General features: G+C 39.8%; 13 protein-coding genes and 1 tRNA gene. 7 read left to right on the top strand and 7 right to left on the bottom strand.

Features of this window, described 5'->3' with window-relative positions:
- The first annotated feature begins 99 nt into the window (after positions 1-99).
- Positions 100-558: a hypothetical protein gene (locus EV194_RS01695; RefSeq protein WP_132431439.1), complete on the top strand. Its 459-nt coding sequence runs from the start codon at positions 100-102 to the stop codon at positions 556-558.
- Positions 559-823: 265 nt separating this feature from the next.
- Here EV194_RS01695 and ahcY read toward each other — a convergent pair whose 3' ends face one another.
- The 6 genes from ahcY to EV194_RS01665 form a co-directional block, all read right to left on the bottom strand.
- Complete coding sequence (gene ahcY, locus EV194_RS01690) at positions 824-2,236, bottom strand: adenosylhomocysteinase (protein WP_132431437.1); 1,413 nt, start codon at positions 2,234-2,236, stop codon at positions 824-826.
- Positions 2,237-2,274: 38 nt separating this feature from the next.
- A complete protein-coding gene (locus EV194_RS01685; protein WP_132431435.1) occupies positions 2,275-3,225 on the bottom strand; it encodes a bifunctional riboflavin kinase/FAD synthetase in 951 nt (316 codons plus the stop codon).
- A 19-nt stretch (positions 3,226-3,244) separates the two neighbouring features.
- Positions 3,245-3,586, bottom strand: a complete 342-nt coding sequence (gene arsC, locus EV194_RS01680; RefSeq protein WP_132431433.1) for an arsenate reductase (glutaredoxin) — start codon at positions 3,584-3,586, stop codon at positions 3,245-3,247.
- A gap of 3 nt (positions 3,587-3,589) precedes the next feature.
- Positions 3,590-4,697, bottom strand: a protein-coding gene (gene prfB / locus EV194_RS01675) for a peptide chain release factor 2 (RefSeq protein WP_132431431.1) whose coding sequence is annotated in 2 segments (ribosomal slippage) — positions 3,590-4,633 and positions 4,635-4,697 — 1,107 coding nt in all. Because the reading frame shifts where the segments join, the coding sequence is not laid out codon by codon here.
- 53 nt (positions 4,698-4,750) lie between these two features.
- Positions 4,751-6,280, bottom strand: a complete 1,530-nt coding sequence (locus EV194_RS01670; RefSeq protein ID WP_132431429.1) for a tetratricopeptide repeat protein — start codon at positions 6,278-6,280, stop codon at positions 4,751-4,753.
- A 175-nt stretch (positions 6,281-6,455) separates the two neighbouring features.
- Positions 6,456-6,531: transfer RNA gene (locus tag EV194_RS01665), tRNA-His, on the bottom strand.
- 238 nt (positions 6,532-6,769) lie between these two features.
- Here EV194_RS01665 and EV194_RS01660 point away from each other — a divergent pair.
- The 4 genes from EV194_RS01660 (at position 6,770) to lon (ending at position 12,121) form a co-directional block, all read left to right on the top strand.
- Positions 6,770-7,450 carry a DNA alkylation repair protein gene (locus EV194_RS01660; protein WP_132431427.1) on the top strand — a complete coding sequence of 227 codons (681 nt, stop codon included), beginning with the start codon at positions 6,770-6,772 and terminating at the stop codon, positions 7,448-7,450.
- 381 nt (positions 7,451-7,831) lie between these two features.
- Positions 7,832-9,022: a CBF/MAK21 family protein gene (locus tag EV194_RS01655; protein WP_132431425.1), complete on the top strand. Its 1,191-nt coding sequence runs from the start codon at positions 7,832-7,834 to the stop codon at positions 9,020-9,022.
- A gap of 217 nt (positions 9,023-9,239) precedes the next feature.
- The gene (locus tag EV194_RS01650; RefSeq protein WP_132431423.1) at positions 9,240-9,503 is read left to right on the top strand and encodes a type B 50S ribosomal protein L31; all 264 of its coding nucleotides are present in this window, start codon (positions 9,240-9,242) and stop codon (positions 9,501-9,503) included.
- A 191-nt stretch (positions 9,504-9,694) separates the two neighbouring features.
- Positions 9,695-12,121 carry an endopeptidase La gene (lon, locus tag EV194_RS01645; RefSeq protein WP_132431421.1) on the top strand — a complete coding sequence of 809 codons (2,427 nt, stop codon included), beginning with the start codon at positions 9,695-9,697 and terminating at the stop codon, positions 12,119-12,121.
- A gap of 74 nt (positions 12,122-12,195) precedes the next feature.
- Here the strand turns inward: lon and EV194_RS01640 are convergent, their stop codons facing one another.
- Entirely contained in the window at positions 12,196-12,987 is a 792-nt protein-coding gene (locus EV194_RS01640) for an ADP-ribosylglycohydrolase family protein (RefSeq protein ID WP_132431419.1), read from the bottom strand.
- 925 nt (positions 12,988-13,912) lie between these two features.
- On the opposite strand from EV194_RS01640, the gene EV194_RS01635 reads away from it, so the two are divergent.
- The gene (locus EV194_RS01635) at positions 13,913-15,025 is read left to right on the top strand and encodes an AI-2E family transporter (RefSeq protein WP_132431417.1); all 1,113 of its coding nucleotides are present in this window, start codon (positions 13,913-13,915) and stop codon (positions 15,023-15,025) included.
- Positions 15,026-15,611: 586 nt separating this feature from the next.
- Positions 15,612-17,111, top strand: a complete 1,500-nt coding sequence (gene araA, locus EV194_RS01630; protein ID WP_132431415.1) for an L-arabinose isomerase — start codon at positions 15,612-15,614, stop codon at positions 17,109-17,111.
- Positions 17,112-17,126: the final 15 nt, after the last annotated feature.

Below are 17,126 nucleotides of genomic sequence, written 5' to 3'. Positions count from 1 at the left end.
CAAATAAAGCACGCTTTAATTTGCTAAAACATCTGTTTTAGGAATTTAAACATGCGCATTTGTGGTTTAATTTTTGTCGAATCTAATTAAAATAACTTAATGATACGATTAATATTTATTTTGGTTACAGTTTTTTTCTTTTTCGGTTGCAAAACCGAAAAAGATCCTGTGCCAAATGTGCGATTTAGTATTACCATTGATGTAGGAATGCCTGATTTTATGGAAGAAATCTTCTACATCCCGCTACATTACAGAAGCGGATATAGTGACGATTTCGGACGACCAGGTATTTCAGGTCTAATCATTTTCCGAGCCGGGACTGATTTTATTGCCTATGAACGTTATTGTCCATATAGTCAATCAACACGTTGTGCGGTAATCCTGGATGAAACTCAGTTTTATGGAATCTGCCCCTGTTGCGATTCGGAATTTTTACTCAACACATTTGAACCATATCCGGCACGTGCTCCTGCCATATCAGGCCCGGCAAGCGATAGCCCCGGTCTTAAATCATACCGTAGCCAACGAAGCGGGAATCTTTTGAGGGTTTACAATTAAATAAAAAATGCTGCCTAGGGCAGCATTTTTTATTTATAATCTATTTTAATAATAGTTCGTTATTTTTTTATTTACCTAATTATCAAAAGTTTACGATTTTGCGTTAGCGTTGTGTAATCGGCTGATAATAAGAAAAATACTTGTGTCTAATCCCGCAGAGCGGGTTCCGAAGGAACTAAATTAAAGTATCGGAATTTCACTGCGTTCAAACTTCGCTGTGCTCAGTATCTTACATCTAATAATCTAAAAGTCTAACGATCTATTGTTAATATCTGTAATGATCAGGTTTAAATGGCCCCTCTAACGGCACTCCAATATAGCTGGCCTGTTCTTTCGAGAGTTTTGTAAGTTTAACTCCCAGTTTCGAGAGGTGTAAACGCGCCACCTCTTCATCCAGATGCTTCGGGAGTGTGTAAACACCCAGTTCATACTTACTCTTCCATAACTCAAGTTGAGCAAGTGTTTGGTTGGTAAAGGAGTTACTCATTACAAAGCTCGGGTGACCGGTTGCATTACCAAGGTTGACCAAGCGACCACGCGAGAGTAAAATGATGCAATGTCCGTCAGGAAAAATAAACTGATCTACTTGCGGTTTGATGTTAATCTCTTTGATACCCGGTAGCTTTTCCAGTTTCTCCACCTGTATCTCATTATCAAAATGACCAATGTTACATACAATGGCAGTATCTTTCATCTTCTGCATATGCTCAACGGTAATAACATCCCTGTTCCCGGTGGCGGTTACAAAAATATCAGCTTCTGCAAGACTTTCTTCAACCGTTGTTACTTTATACCCCTCCATAGCTGCCTGAAGCGCACAAATGGGGTCGATTTCAGTGACCAACACTCTGGCTCCGAACCCGCGCATGCTTTGCGCGCACCCTTTACCCACGTCTCCGTATCCGCAAACCACAACGGTTTTCCCGGCTACCATAACGTCAGTTCCACGTTTAATTCCGTCGGCCAAACTTTCACGGCAACCATACAGGTTGTCGAATTTTGATTTTGTCACCGAGTCATTCACATTGATGGCAGGGAAAAGTAGTTCGCCTTTTTCCAACATCTGATACAAACGAAGCACACCGGTAGTAGTCTCTTCGCTTACGCCTTTTACACCGGCAGCAACTTTTTGCCAACGACCCGGGTTTTGACTATGGAGTTTTGCCAAAATAGCCATCAACTCTCTGAAATCTTCACCTTCGCCGCTGTAGTCTTTTTGTAGTATGGAAGGATCTTTCTCTATATCCACTCCTTTATGTATCATCATGGTGGCATCGCCGCCATCATCAACGATTAAATCGGGACCCGTTCCGTTTCCAAAATCAAGCGCTCTTTCAGTACACCACCAGTACTCCTCAAGGGTTTCACCTTTCCAGGCAAAAACAGGCACTCCGGATTCAGCAATGGCTGCCGCTGCATGATCCTGAGTGGAATAGATGTTGCAACTGGCCCAGCGTACAGATGCTCCAAGATGGGTAAGGGTTTCTATTAGAACAGCTGTTTGTACGGTCATGTGCAATGATCCCATGATCTTTGCACCTTTTAAAGGTTTTTCTGCTCCGTGCTTTTCACGAAGGGACATTAATCCCGGCATCTCTTTTTCTGCAAGTGCAATCTCTTTTCTCCCAAATTCGGCCAATGAGAGGTCGGCTATTTTAAAATCCTGATTTTTACTCATGGTTTCCTTTTTTATTTTATAATTTTTTAGGTGTCAGATTATGGTATAAAATTTAATCTGTGATCGGATAATATTTTTCTAATTTCAATTTCATCTTTCTGCAACTGAAGACGAAGTTCGTCAATGTTTGCAAATTTCATTTCATCGCGGGTTCTGGCAACAAACCTGAGAGAAATCTCCTCTGAGTAGATATCTCCCTGAAAGCCCAAAATGTGTACTTCAATTGAACGATTGTCCATTTGGTGATTAACCGTAGGACGAACGCCAATATTTACCATTCCTCCGTATGTTTTTCCCATCACCTGAACATTGCATGCATACACGCCATCAAGAGGCACCAGCTTTGCTTTCTCTGAAAGCATAAGATTGGCTGTCGGATAATTAATGGATCTTCCCAATTTCATTCCACCGGTAACCTGCCCGTTGATGGTATATTGGTACCCCAATAGCATATTGGCTTCAATAATTTCACCATTAAGCAGATGATTCCTGATTTTGGTGCTGCTGGGGAATTGACCATGGATGTCTATGTGCCGAAATTGGCTCACATCAAAACCATGGAGGTTTGATAATTTGATGATCTCTTTCAGAGAGGTGCCTCCTTTGCCAAACCGGTGGTTAAAACCGATCACCAGGTGTTTAACCCTGAGTTTATCAATGAGGATCGTTTTCACGAAATCTTTGGCCGCTAGTGCGGCCAACTCTTTAGTAAAAGGTACCACAATTAAATGATCAATTCCTGCTTCGCTGATGATTTTGGTCTTCTCTTCCAAAGTAGTCAGCAAGCGTAACTTTTCGGCATCCTGTGACAATACGATACGCGGGTGTGGCCAAAAAGTTAAAGCCACCGACGGAGCTCCTTCGTTGCGAGCCAACTCACTTACCCGGTGTAATAATGCTCTGTGCCCGGGATGCACCCCATCAAAGGTGCCCATGGTTACAATGGGTGGCAGGTCATTGTATGTTTCTATGGAGGAGTGAATCTGCATTAATTTTTATTATCCTGTATTAAAGTATTTCTGAAATTTTCTCAACGGGACGTGCAATCACTGCTTTGTCTCCGTTTATAACAACTGGTCTCTCAAGCAATTTGGGATGAGTGAAAAGTATATCTATCCACTCCTCATCTGTCAAATCCCGGTTCTTATAGTTTTGTTTATAAATATCTTCATTTTTTCTAACCCAATCTTCGGGCTTAATGTTCATTTTTTTGATCAAATCCCTGATTTGATTTTTCGTGAGCTGATTATCCAGATATCGGATCTTTTCAGGTTCTATACCTTTTTCTTTTAAAAAACTCAGCCCTTCACGACTTTTTTTACATCTGGGATTATGTAGTATTTGTATCATGGTTTACTGTTTTTCAAACACATCTGATGCTCCATGCTCCATTAGCCAGGATTTTATGAATCCATCAATATCGCCATCCAAAACGGCCTGAACATTGCTGGTTTCATATCCGGTGCGCACATCTTTAACCAGTTTGTATGGTTGCAATACGTAGGATCGAATCTGAGAACCCCACTCAATTTTCTTCTTTTGGGATTCTATTTTGTTCTGCTCTTCCAATCGTTTTCGTAACTCTATTTCATAAAGCTGCGATTTCAGAAGACGAAGAGCATTTTCTTTATTCCCTAACTGGGAACGCGATTCGGTATTTTCAATAACAATACCTGTTGGAGCATGTCGCAACCGGACTCCGGTTTCCACCTTGTTCACATTTTGCCCGCCAGCACCACTTGATCTGAAAGTCTCCCAGGTTATGTCAGATTGGTTGATCTCTACCTCTATGGAATCATCTATGAGAGGAATTACAAACACCGATGTGAACGATGTCATTCTTTTATTGGCTGCATTAAAAGGGGATAGTCTAACCAGCCGATGAACGCCGTTCTCACTTTTTAAATATCCGTATGCGTAATCACCTTCAAACTGAATGGTAACTGTTTTTACACCGGCCTCATCGCCATGCAAAATATGATTTACAGTTGTTTTATAACCATTCTGTTCTCCCCAACGCAGATACATTCGCATAAGCATTTCAGCCCAATCCTGACTTTCGGTACCTCCTGCACCTGCATTAATTTTCAATATGGCTCCAAGTTTATCTTCCTCTTTTTGGAGCATGTTTTTCAGTTCGAGATCCTCTATATAACTTTTGGCCGTTTGAAACGCTTTCGCCAAATCGCTTTCGTCGGCCTCTCCCTCTTTGAAAAAATCTTGAAGAACTTGCAGATCTTCAATGGCCAGCTTTACCTTATCGTATAATGTAACCCAGCTTTTGAGGTCTTTCAGCTTCTTCATCTGCTCTTCTGCATTTTTGGGGTTATCCCAAAAATCAGGTGCCTGGGTTCTGATCTCTTCTTCGTCTATTTCAATTCTTTTACGGTCGATGTCAAAGATACCTCCTTAACGCCAACTCACGTCCACTTAAGTCTTTAATCTGTTCTGGTGTAACCATTGTTTTTTTAGTTTAAACCTGCAAATTTACTAAATTATGTTGGGATTTCCCCATTATCGTCCTGATGTATTCCGGCTTCGTCTGAGTTCTGAACAGTGTCTTGAAATCAGCCTGAAAGCCTGAGTGTTTCCCAACCGTCCTGCGGTATCCCAATCTTCGCAGGCTTGTTCTTTTAATCCTGTGTTATAATGTGCTATTCCACGGTTCATCAGAGCATGTACATCCTCGGGGTTGGTTCGCAGAGCTCTGTTAAAATCGTTGATGGCTTCCAGATAGTCCATTTGGTTCAGCCTGATGTTTCCAATGAGGGTATATACACCCGGGAGCTGATAATTTAGCCTGGCTGCAAGCATAAAGTCATTAAGCGCACGTTCCTGGTCGGTAGCGTGCTGCATCAGGAGCCTACCACGTTCGTAATATCCTGTTGCAAAAAGTGAGTCTTGCTCAATGGCCAGTGTGTAGCTGGCATAAGCTTCGCGAACTTGTCCGTGCAAAGCCTGTATCTGTCCCAACATGAGCCATGCTTGTACAGGAGGTTTTTCCGATTCAACACAACTAACCAGGTGATCTAAAGCACTGCGATATTGTTTTTGGTTAATGTTGTTAATGGCATTGGCTAAATGAGGAAGTGCCGAAGAAGGATTCAAACTGACAGATCTGTTGCAATCCTCCTCTCCTCCAATATGGTTGCCATATTGGTATCGGCAGATAGCCCTGAGCGCATATAGTTCTGCTTTGTCTGGTATAACTCTGATTGATGAGGTGTACGTTCTGGCAGCATCCAACCACAACTCCATCTCTTGTAATACTATGGCCTGAAACATCAAGGAGGTGGTCAGGCGGCTTTTGTACATATGACGCTTAAATTTGTACCATGGAAGATTTATCGAAGTCCATTGCTCATCGTGAATGATGTGAGAAGATATTAATATTCCCTGACTTCGGGTTGGAAGGTATCCGTAAATACCAATAAAATAGCCGTTAGAGTTGATGATTGGAGCTGCCCGGGAACTGTTTCCGTTGTTGATGGTTACAGTTGCAGAACGTCCCAGGAATCCTGAATGAAGAACCGATTGGATTTCGCCTAACGTGAAAGCTTCGTTTGCATTTTCTGCATAAGTAAATGCCAGGATTTCAGATGGAGTTGAAAAACTTGTTCTCTCCGGTAACAGATAATCGCTGTCACGGTTCCGAATTCCGGCAACCTGTATGATGGCCAGATTAGACCATTCATGTATGGCCAAAACCCGGGAAATCGAAAGTCGTCTGTTCTGATGATCTGAAAAAATCAGTGTGTCGGCATTTTGAAACAATGCAGCACTGGTAATTGCCAAACCATCTGCACTGATGAAAAAGGCTCGTGCGGTATCAATTGGGTGCAAATCCTTATCGCATGCAATGGCCGTAAAAGTGGCATTAGAAGCCCGGTCTATCATCTCAATTATGCTTTGACCAAAAGCCTGACTATGGAAAAGCACAAAATAAACGATGATGGTGATTTTATTCCGGACGTTTTGCATTCGTTCGGAACTGTTTCTTGTGAATTGTATGTATGGTTTTGCCGTAAGGTATAAGTATGCCATAAGCCAATTGCTATTATTTTAAAAAAAATCAGGCAGATGTCTCTTTTTAAACGCAACAAGTTATGGAAATTCAAAAAAAGATGCACTTTTTTTTGATGGAGGGGAGCAAAACGTAGATGGACAGAATATTTAATAATGAAAAAACCCGGTAATTTTCATTACCGGGTTTATGAAAGGGTGAAAGACCGGGTTCGAACCGGCGACCTTCGGAACCACAATCCGACGCTCTAACCAACTGAGCTACAATCACCATTTTTTAGCACTGCAAATATAAAGGTTTTTCTTGTAATTTTGCAAGAGGAATTTTCAAAAAAAATAATATTTAAACCCTAATTTGGTATTTGTTTTTTTATGATGGTTATTTGTAGATGATTAAGCTTTTGAAAGATTATTATTTAAGCAAATTTTGCTCAAATAATAGTTGTGCTTCCTTCCCAAGAAGGCTTAAGTCCCGCGTAGGGAACCAAAAAATAAGTAAACTTTACACGAATGAAGTTTTTCGCGTTTGATGAGAATGTTGACCGGCAGATGAAGATGATTCAGATCCGGATTCGACAGTTGATGAATGGAGAGGTTGCTGGTCAGTTAGCAACCGCGGGTCTTTCATATTCAAAAATGTATGGAGTTTCACTGGTGCATTTGCGACAAATATCACAACAATACAAACCATGCAACGAATTGGCGGAAAGATTGTGGTATCGCAACATCCGGGAAATGATGATTCTTGCCACCATGGTGGCCCAGCGAGATGAATTATCTGATGAAAAGCTAAACGAATGGTCAGAATCAATTTCCAACATCGAATTGGCAGAACAAATGGCATTTAACCTTCTTGGTAAAAGGGGAAATTCTGACGGTGTTTTGGAGAAATGGTTGTTAAGCCCAAAGTTATATGTTAGGTATACTGCTTTAATGGCCATTGGCTGGCAGTTCAGGTTTGTTGGCCCTGAGTTAAGCAACCTGGTCGGTGAACAGATTGATACCTTCGATGCCATGGGACACGATAGAAGAATTGTTAAGGCTGTTGCCCATTGTCTGAAAATGGCCGGACGATTCAATTCGGAGTTAAAAACTCCTGTTGAAAAACTGGCTCGTGATTGGGTTCAAAAATCTGATGTACATCTGAAAGCTGCCGGAGAAGAGATGTTATTTGAACTGGGGAGTTATTAATCTTGATATTGAATTGTATTAACTGATAAAATTCCTGCCCTGTTTTAGTTGATATATTTCCAGGGATAACTATTTTTGGATGTGTAAATTGGTATGCAGCAAATATTTTCAGCGGATACTTCACCGCTTTCCGGTAAAGTATTTACAGTTGATCAAATTTTAATGGCATATTATCTAATAATAGATTGTTAGTCCGATAGATGAGACTCTAATTCAGAACCATCGGGACAGAAGTTTCTAATTATCTTTTTCATCAATTCTATCTGTCTATAATCTTTGGGTCTTCGCATCTAACAATATTCAATTGAAACTAAATATAAACAGAGCGAAAAAGAGACGAATAAAGAACGGAGTTAAATCATACAAAGCCGAAGTTACAAAATGAGAATTATTCCTGTTGATGATAAACAAACCCGTACCATGTTTTTAGACATGGTTCAGCTTATTTATAAGAATGATCCCAACTACATTCGTCCTTTGGACAGCCTAATCGAAGAAATTTTCGATCCTTTGCGTAACAATTTTTATTCACACGGAGAAGCTGTGAGATTTCTTCTGTTGGATGATAAGAATATGCCCATTGGTAGGGTTGCAGCATTCATAAACCGCAACAAAGCTTTTGGTTATTCGCAACCCACCGGAGGAATGGGTTTTTTTGAATGCATCAACAACCGAGAAGCGGCTTTTAAGCTTTTTGACGTTGCGCGCGATTGGCTTCTTGAACGAGGAATGGAAGCGATGGACGGCCCCATTAATTTTGGAGAAAATGATAACTTCTGGGGTTTATTGGTGGATGGATTTACGCCTCCTGCATTTGGAATGCAATATAACCCGCCATATTATCGCGACTTCTATGAGAGCTATGGGTTTGATAACTATTTTGAACAAGTTACCCATCATTTGGATGTATTAAAACCTTTCCCCGAAAGGTTTTGGAACATTGCTTCGCGGGTTGTGAAACGGGAAGATTATACCTATAAGCATTTTACCTGGAAAGAATCTGAAAAGTTTATTCATGATTTTGTAGAGATTTACGATGATGCCTGGCGTTTTCATGAAAATTTTACGCCCATGAATCCTGAAACACTGCGTAAATCCCTGCGTGAAGCAAAACCATTTCTGGATGAGGAGTTGATATGGTATGCCTACCATAACGATCAACCCATCGGGTTGATTGTTATTTTTCCGGATGTCAATCAGATTCTTAAATACTTCAACGGAAAATTTAGTTTATGGAACAAAATACGTTTTGTTTTCTATAAATGGATGAATAAAATGAACAGAGGCCGGGTGGTCGTTTTAGGTGTAAAAACGAAATATCAACGCATGGGAATAGAGTCCGGTATTTTTTGGCATTTACGGGACGTTGTGGCAAAAAAGTCTTACCTGAAAGAGATGGAGATTTCTTGGGTTGGAGATTTCAATCCAAAAATGCAGGCGCTGCTTAATGCCATGGATGCCGATTTTGGGAAAAAGCACATCACTTACAGATTTGTATTTGATCCTGGAAAAAGGGAAGAGCAAAGAGCAGGTAAAATACCCGTCGACACCAAAAGCCGGCTTAATTCCTAAACCCAATATATGCATGTATTATGGTTTTCATCATCCTAAATCAAAAATATGACGATCAATTTGCAAGAAAAACTTGGTGATTAATTGGTTATTATATACCTTTGCAACCCGTTTAAGAATTAAAAGAGTGATTGTAAAACCGTTGAAGTTTCCGAAACATCTTTAATCACTGAACATCAAGGTGCCCGGAGACGAATAAAACACAAATTAAAAGACAATGAAAAAGGGAATTCATCCGGATAATTATCGTATGGTTGCTTTCAAGGATATGTCCAATGGAGACGTATTTCTTACCCGCTCAACCGCTAATACTCGTGACACAGAAGAGGTCGATGGAGTTGAATATCCGGTAATCAAACTAGAAATTTCAAGTTCGTCTCACCCGTTTTATACTGGTAAGATGAAGCTGGTTGACACCGCAGGACGTGTTGATAAGTTTAGAAACAGATATCAAAAACATTTCGACAATAAAAAGAAATAGTTCTTTTTTAGGAGAAAAGAAACCAAAAAGCTTCGGTCGTACCGAAGCTTTTTTTTTGAGTTAAACGGGTCTTGTTGCAGCCACACAGCGATACTATTCTTTTATTTGGCATGGCTATTGCCATATAAGGGACATTATATAATTCAAAGCGACTTAAGACATTTTGTCAGTTCGAGAGAGGTATCAATATTATGAATAAAATAAATAAGGTATCATTTAATTTTCAATTAAGCGATTTTCTGGAGTCAGACGCAGAGTTTATCCCTATTGTTGAAGATGACGATTATCAACAATTGATGGATGAAGAGAAGGTTCCTGATGTAATTCCCATACTTCCACTAAGAAATACAGTGCTTTTTCCGGGGGTGATATTTCCCATATCCATCGGAAGGGAGAAATCATTGCAGCTGGTGAGAGACGTTCAAAAGTCTAAAGGAGTGTTGGGTGCAGTCTGTCAAAAGGATCATAAAACTGAAGATCCGTTACCAGATGATCTCTACAGAGTAGGAACCATTGCCCGTGTTTTGAAAATTCTGGAACTGCCCGATGGATCCACTTCTGTTATTATACAAGGCAGAAAGCGTTTTCAGTGGCATGAAATAGTTTCAGATACGCCTTATTTTACCGGAAAAGTCTCTTTACTTGATGAAGTAAAGCCTGAGGGAGACGAGAAGCGTGAGTTTGAGGCGATAGTAGGATCTTTGAAAGATCTATCCATGCGAATAATCAAAGGCTCTTCCAATATTCCCCCGGAGGCATCTTTTGCCTTAAAAAACATTGATAGTCCTGCGTTTTTGATAAACTACATTGGAGCGAACAGTGAAATTAAGATTTCCGAAAAGCAACGTGTTTTGGAAACCAACGACCTGAAGAAGCGGGGGCTTCTGTTGGTAGAGCATCTTGTACGGGAGGTTCAGTTGGTTGAGATTAAAAACGACATCCAATCAAAGGTTAAGATTGACATTGACCAGCAGCAGAGAGAGTATTTGTTACAGCAACAAATGAAAACCATTCAGAATGAACTGGGTGCCAGTCCAATTGAGCAGGCTGCTAAAGAGTTGGAAGCGGCTTCCAAAAAGAAAAAATGGTCAAAAGAGGTTACCGAAGTTTTTAAAAAGGAGTTGGATAAACTGCGCAGATTAAATCCTGCTTCGGGTGAGTATTCGGTACAGCATAACTATTTGCAAACCATGATTGACTTGCCCTGGGAGCAATATACCAAAGATGTTTTTGACTTAAAAAAAGCCCAACGAATTCTTGATCGTGATCATTTTGGTCTCGATAAGGTAAAGGAGCGGATTCTTGAACATCTGGCTGTGCTTAAGCTAAAGGGAGATTTAAAATCACCCATTCTTTGTCTGTATGGCCCACCCGGAGTGGGTAAAACCTCGTTGGGAAAATCGGTTGCAGAGGCTCTTGGCCGACAATATGTCAGAATGTCGCTTGGTGGATTACATGATGAATCAGAAGTACGTGGGCACCGTAAAACTTATATAGGTGCCATGCCCGGACGAATTATTCAGAATATTAAAAAAGCAGGGTCTTCCAATCCTGTGTTTATTCTTGATGAGATTGATAAAATAAGCAGTAGCTTTCATGGAGATCCGGCTTCGGCATTGCTGGAGGTACTGGATCCCGAGCAAAATAGCAATTTTCATGATAACTTTCTGGATGTGGATTACGATTTGTCCAAAGTGATGTTCATTGCAACGGCTAATACCCTGAATTCCATTTCGGCTCCATTGCTGGATCGGATGGAATTAATAAGCGTTACCGGGTATATCGTTGAAGAGAAAGTTGAAATTGCCAGACAGCACCTAATCCCCAAGCAGTTGGCCAATCATGGTGTTCCCAAGAACATGGTAACACTAAATAAAAAGGTTTTAACCTACTTGATAGAGAATTACACACGGGAGTCGGGAGTTCGTCAACTCGACAAGGTGTTGGCGCAGCTTTTCAGAAAAATTGCACTTAAAATTGCTTCGGATGAGGAGGTGAAGAAAAGTCTGACCATGGCCGATTTGAGAGAGTATCTTGGTGTGGAAAAATATTCCAGAGACAGTTGGGAGAAGGATGTGCCCCCCGGAGTAGTAACAGGTCTGGCATGGACAGCAAGCGGAGGAGATATCTTGTTTGTAGAAAGCAGTCTGAGCAAAGGTAAGGGGAATCTGACACTTACCGGAAATTTGGGTGACGTGATGAAGGAGTCTGCAGTATTGGCTCTGGAATATATTAAATCGCATGCTGAGGAATTGAAAATTGATTCCGTCATTGCAGAGCAGAATAACATTCACGTTCATGTTCCCGAAGGAGCCATCCCAAAAGATGGCCCTTCAGCAGGTGTTACGATGGTTACCTCAATGGCTTCCATTTTTACCGGACGACCGGTAAAACCGCGGGTTGCGATGACCGGAGAAATCACTCTTAGGGGAAAAGTTCTTCCCGTTGGGGGAATCAAGGAGAAAATACTTGCAGCCAAAAGGGCAGGCATTCTGGAGATCATTCTATCGAAAGACAACCAGAAAGATGTAAATGAAATTAAGAACATCTATGTTGAAGGTTTAACATTTCATTATGTTGAAAACATAATGAACGTTTTGGAACTGGCTCTGAAATAATGCTGTAGCGCATAAACAAAAAAGAGCAGTCATTCGATATGACTGCTCTTTTTGTATTTACTACTATATTAAGTTTAGCTAACAGATATCTTTTCTTCAATTCTGCAGGATTGATCGAACTTTTCAATCAGATTTTCCATGTCAGGTGTAAGTCTGGTGAGTGCTCTCTTTATAAAAGCCTTTGGAATGTGTTTGAAATAAGCCTGAGCCAGAGCTCCGGTAATAGAAGCAATGGTATTGGCCGGACCACCTATGTAGATTGCCAGTCTTACTGCCTCCTCAAAATCAGAAGCTTCAAAAAAAGCTGATAGTGCTGGGGGAACAGGCGTTATTAAGGGTTGTCCACTTTTAATATGTTCTTTCCAGTAAGAGGTCTTCAAGTTAAGATCGTATTCGAAATGAGCCGATACATAAGATTTAATGTCTTTGCGGGTGGCCCCGTTAAATGCCATGTAAACAGATACAGCCGTGGCTTGAGCTGCCGCAATTCTTTCTGGCACATTATGAGTTACAATGGTGGATATTTCAGCTTCGTGGAGAGCTTCTTCCATACTTTGCGCCAGAAATCCGATAGGACTAATTCTTCTGGCAGCTCCATCGCCTTTGCTTATATATGGATTGCCCTGATCTGATTTGACCCACTCCAGGAAGTCTTTGCGATAACCTGCATTGGGATGCTTCAGCACCCAATTTACTATCGACTGTTTATAATCATATCCATGCAATACCGAATCGGCAGTGGCAAGTGTTAAGACCGTGTCATCCGTAAATTCTGATGTTGGCCTGAACAGTTGAAAATCTGTATCAGCCAAGTCAGAATTTTTGAATGCAGATCCAATGATGTCTCCAATAATTGCTCCTTTCATGTTGTTGATGCTTATGTTTAGGTGTGTGTGATGTGTGTTTACAGAGGACGAATATCAAAAGTAATTGTCAGAATATCAAATTTTTTTGATCTTGTGTTCAAGTAGGATTAAGATGAATTCTGTTTCTCTCCCTGCTATAATGCATAAAAACAAGAAGATAGAGCTTGTACGTAATAGTTGTTTAAAACAATCTGTTTTGATAAAATGCAATATTTAGTTGATTAGAATAGGTATAGTTATGTTTAAAATGATATAGGTTAGTATGAAAAGTTCGAAATATGTAATTTCAATTTAGAGTATATATGACTGATATAATTCAAAATTAACTTTATTATTTATTAAAGTTTGGCGATTAAGATGTTCTGGACGAAAAGTTTAAGTTTGAAAAAGTATAGAATTATGATAAAAAGGATTTGCATGTGGCTTTATATTATAATCAAGAATCTTATGCCTGATGTTTTTTCAAATATAGTTGGGTTTCTGTTGATGAAAGCCATTAGATACGCTATATAGAATATGCAGATTCTGAATTTTTATTTATTTGGAGAGGCTGATTGCTTTAAAGAATAGTAATACTATAGCGCGTTGGGATTGGAAATCATAAAAAGTCATTATATTTGAAATCAAGGAACTTGTTTTTTAATATTCTATGAGCGAATCATCTGTGTAGGTGTTTTGAAACAGATTTAATTGACCCGGATGATGTTTGTTATTGCCAACAGCAATGAGAATTCTTTATGAGCTAATTATCAAAATTTGGCGGCACGGGGAATCATTTTTTCGATGAATGGTGAGACCTGTGCTGTAAATTTGAAAATTCCCTGAGCGAAAATATAAATATGTTCAGTGAAGCGAATCGAGTCTCGAAGCATTGGAACGAGTTCCATCCCGAGTACTCGGGATTAAAATACAAATTATAGAGTATATGAAAGATGTTGTGAAGTACCTTGCGCTGGTAGCAATTTTAATTGCCGGAGGCTTTTTAGTCTGGTATTTTCGATCCGTCTTTTTCTTCATCTTGATCTCAGCTGTACTTTCATTAATTGCGCGACCATTGTTTGATCAATTTAAACGCATCCATGTTGGCAGAAAGCATTTGAGTAATGGTTTAGCGGCTCTGCTTACTGTACTAGTCATTTGGGTTTTGATAATTACATTTTTCCGTTTCACAATTCCATTGATCGGAAGTGAACTTCAATACTTATCTAATGTAGACATAACTCAGGTATTTGATAGGGCCACCCAATTGCTTCATGAGGCATTACAACCCTATCGTGAATCAAATGCTACCATCGTTGTTGCGTTGGAAGATCAATTAAGGGAAGCTGCAGCAGCTCTGTTGGACATGAATCGTATTAGAGAGACTGCTTCCGGAATTGTCAGCTTTTTTGGAGGCTTATTTGTGGCTGCTTTCGCAATTACTTTTATCACATTTTTCTTTCTAAAAGAGGAAGGTCTGCTTTTAAGATTGCTGATGATGGTTATTCCTGATGAATATGAAGCGGGTTTGCGACATGTGTTAGATTCTGTAAGATACCTGCTTCGTCGATACTTTCTGGGAGTCCTAATTCAGGTGTTTTTAATTTGCTTTCTGGTTACGTCAGGCTTTTTGTTGCTTGGTTTTAATTTCAATCATGCATTGACTATTGGTCTGGTCAGTGGACTCTTGAATATAATTCCATATGTTGGGCCGTTAATTGGCGCCTTCTTTGGAATTGTTACGGGAATAATTATTTACCTTCAAATCCCTTTACCTTTATCTCTTCTCGCTTTAATGGGATGGATTGCCTTAATTTATTCTCTGGTTCAATTAACAGATAATATGGTGTTTCAGCCGGTAATTTTCTCGAATAGTGTAAAGGCACATCCGTTAGAGATTTTTATTGTAATTATGATGGCTGGCTATCTTTCAGGTATTCTGGGAATGTTTTTGGCCATCCCCGTTTATACGATCGTTCGCGTGATTGGACGTGAATTCTTCTATAACTATAAAGTTGTTAAAAAGTTAACAGATGGATTAAGACAGAATTCTCAGTAGGATTGAAGAGTGTCTGTAAATAGTGATCGACTGTACGTCTGTCCAAACCCATCAGGGGTTTGGGTTAGAATGAAAGACAGTTTATACTTTACTTATCAAAAGAACCACCAGGTTATTTAATTCATAAGTGGTGCGATTGGCAATGGATTAATGATTCTCTCCTCGATTGTCAAACGCAGTTGAAATTGCCTATATTATTATTGATTCAGACAAATCAGATTTTTAGTTTAATCTCTGAGTTGTTATAATTGTAATAGTTACTATATTTAAACAATCAAAATATTTTGAATGATTTCTTAATTTTTTCTTGTTTTTCAAAAAAGTAGCAATTACTTTTATAAAATTATTTCAATGTATACATTTCATGTCTGAAGAAGATCTGTTTGTAACATTTCAGAGATCTTATAATCTGGAGTAATGATCACATTATAAGAGATGTATATCATGAAGATGGCCAAAGGGAATCGGGGTGACTTATAACCAGTAAGTAAAACATTTTTGGCAGGGTGTAATCTTTAAAATAAATTTGATTTCCCCTGTTAAAAAAACAATGTATTATATTATAACAAATTAAATAGAAGAAATTATGCTTAAACATCTTGAGGTTTGGTTTGTAACAGGAAGTCAACATTTATACGGGCCAAAAACCCTTGAACAGGTTGCTTCAAATTCTACTGCCATTGCAGCAGCTTTAAATGAATCAGCTCATATACCTGTTAAAATTGTATATAAGCCGGTTGTTAAAACTGCGGAAGAAATTCTGAATGTGTGTATAGAAGCTAACAATGCAAAGAACTGTCTGGGACTCATCACCTGGATGCACACATTTTCGCCTGCGAAAATGTGGATATCTGGTCTGATGTCTTTACAGAAGCCTTTTTTACATCTTCATACTCAGTATAACCAAGATCTTCCCTGGTCAGAAATCGATATGGATTTCATGAATTTGAACCAGGCAGCCCATGGCGACAGAGAGTTTGGTTTTATTGGTAGCCGTCTAAGAATTCAACGTAAAGTTGTAGTAGGCCATTGGTCTGAAGAGGGTGTTCAAAAAAGAATCGGAACCTGGACTCGTGCAGCAGCAGGCTGGAATGAGCTACGTAACTTAAAAGTCGCCCGATTCGGAGACAACATGAGAAATGTTGCAGTAACAGAAGGTGATAAAGTTGAAGCGCAAATCCGTCTGGGTTTCACCGTTCATGGATATGGAATTGGTGATCTTGTAAAGGAAGTTAATGCTGTTTCTGAGTCTGATATAACCAAATTGGCAGAGGAGATTGAAGCTAAGTACGATGTTGTGCCAGAACTTCGAAAAGGAGGAGCGAAACATGATTCGTTACGTGAATCAGCAAAAATAGAGATCGGACTGCGTACTTTCCTTGAAAAGGGAGGTTTTAAAGCTTTTGCCGATACATTTGAAGACCTGAATGGTTTAGAGCAGTTACCGGGATTTGCCGTACAGCGTCTGATGGCTGATGGATACGGCTTTGGTGCAGAAGGCGACTGGAAAACCGCCGCACTTGTAAGAGCAATGAAAGTTATGGCCACAGGATTGGAAGGCGGTACTTCGTTTATGGAAGATTACACTTATGACTTTAATCCATCAGGAGCAAAAGTATTGGGTGCGCATATGCTTGAGGTTTGTGAGTCAATTGCGGAAAACAAACCAAAAGTTGAAATTCATCAATTGGGAATTGGTGGAAAAGCCGATCCGGTGCGTTCAACGTTTACTGTTCGTCCAGGCAGTGCAATCAATGCATCTATTATGGATATGGGTAACCGTTTCCGTCTTGTTGTTAATGAGGTTGAAGTTGTGCCACTGGATGCTCCTATGCCAAAATTACCTGTTGCCAGTGCGCTATGGGTTCCAAAGCCAAACCTGGAAGTAGGTGCAGGTGCATGGATTCTGGCGGGAGGTGCACACCACACATCCTTTAGCCAGGTTATTACGGCGGAGTGTATGGAAGACTTTGCAGAAATGGCAGGCATAGAGTTTCTGTTAATCGACGATAAAACGACCATTTCAGATTTTAAAAAGGAATTGAAGTGGAATGATTTATTCTACCATCTTAGTAAAGGTATTTAACTTCATGCTAGCAGG

The sequence above is a fragment of the Natronoflexus pectinivorans genome (genome assembly GCF_004345615.1).
Taxonomy (GTDB): Bacteria; Bacteroidota; Bacteroidia; order Bacteroidales; family Marinilabiliaceae; genus Natronoflexus; species Natronoflexus pectinivorans.
Note: the sequence above shows the minus strand (reverse complement) of the source record. Positions and strands in the feature narration are given on the sequence as shown.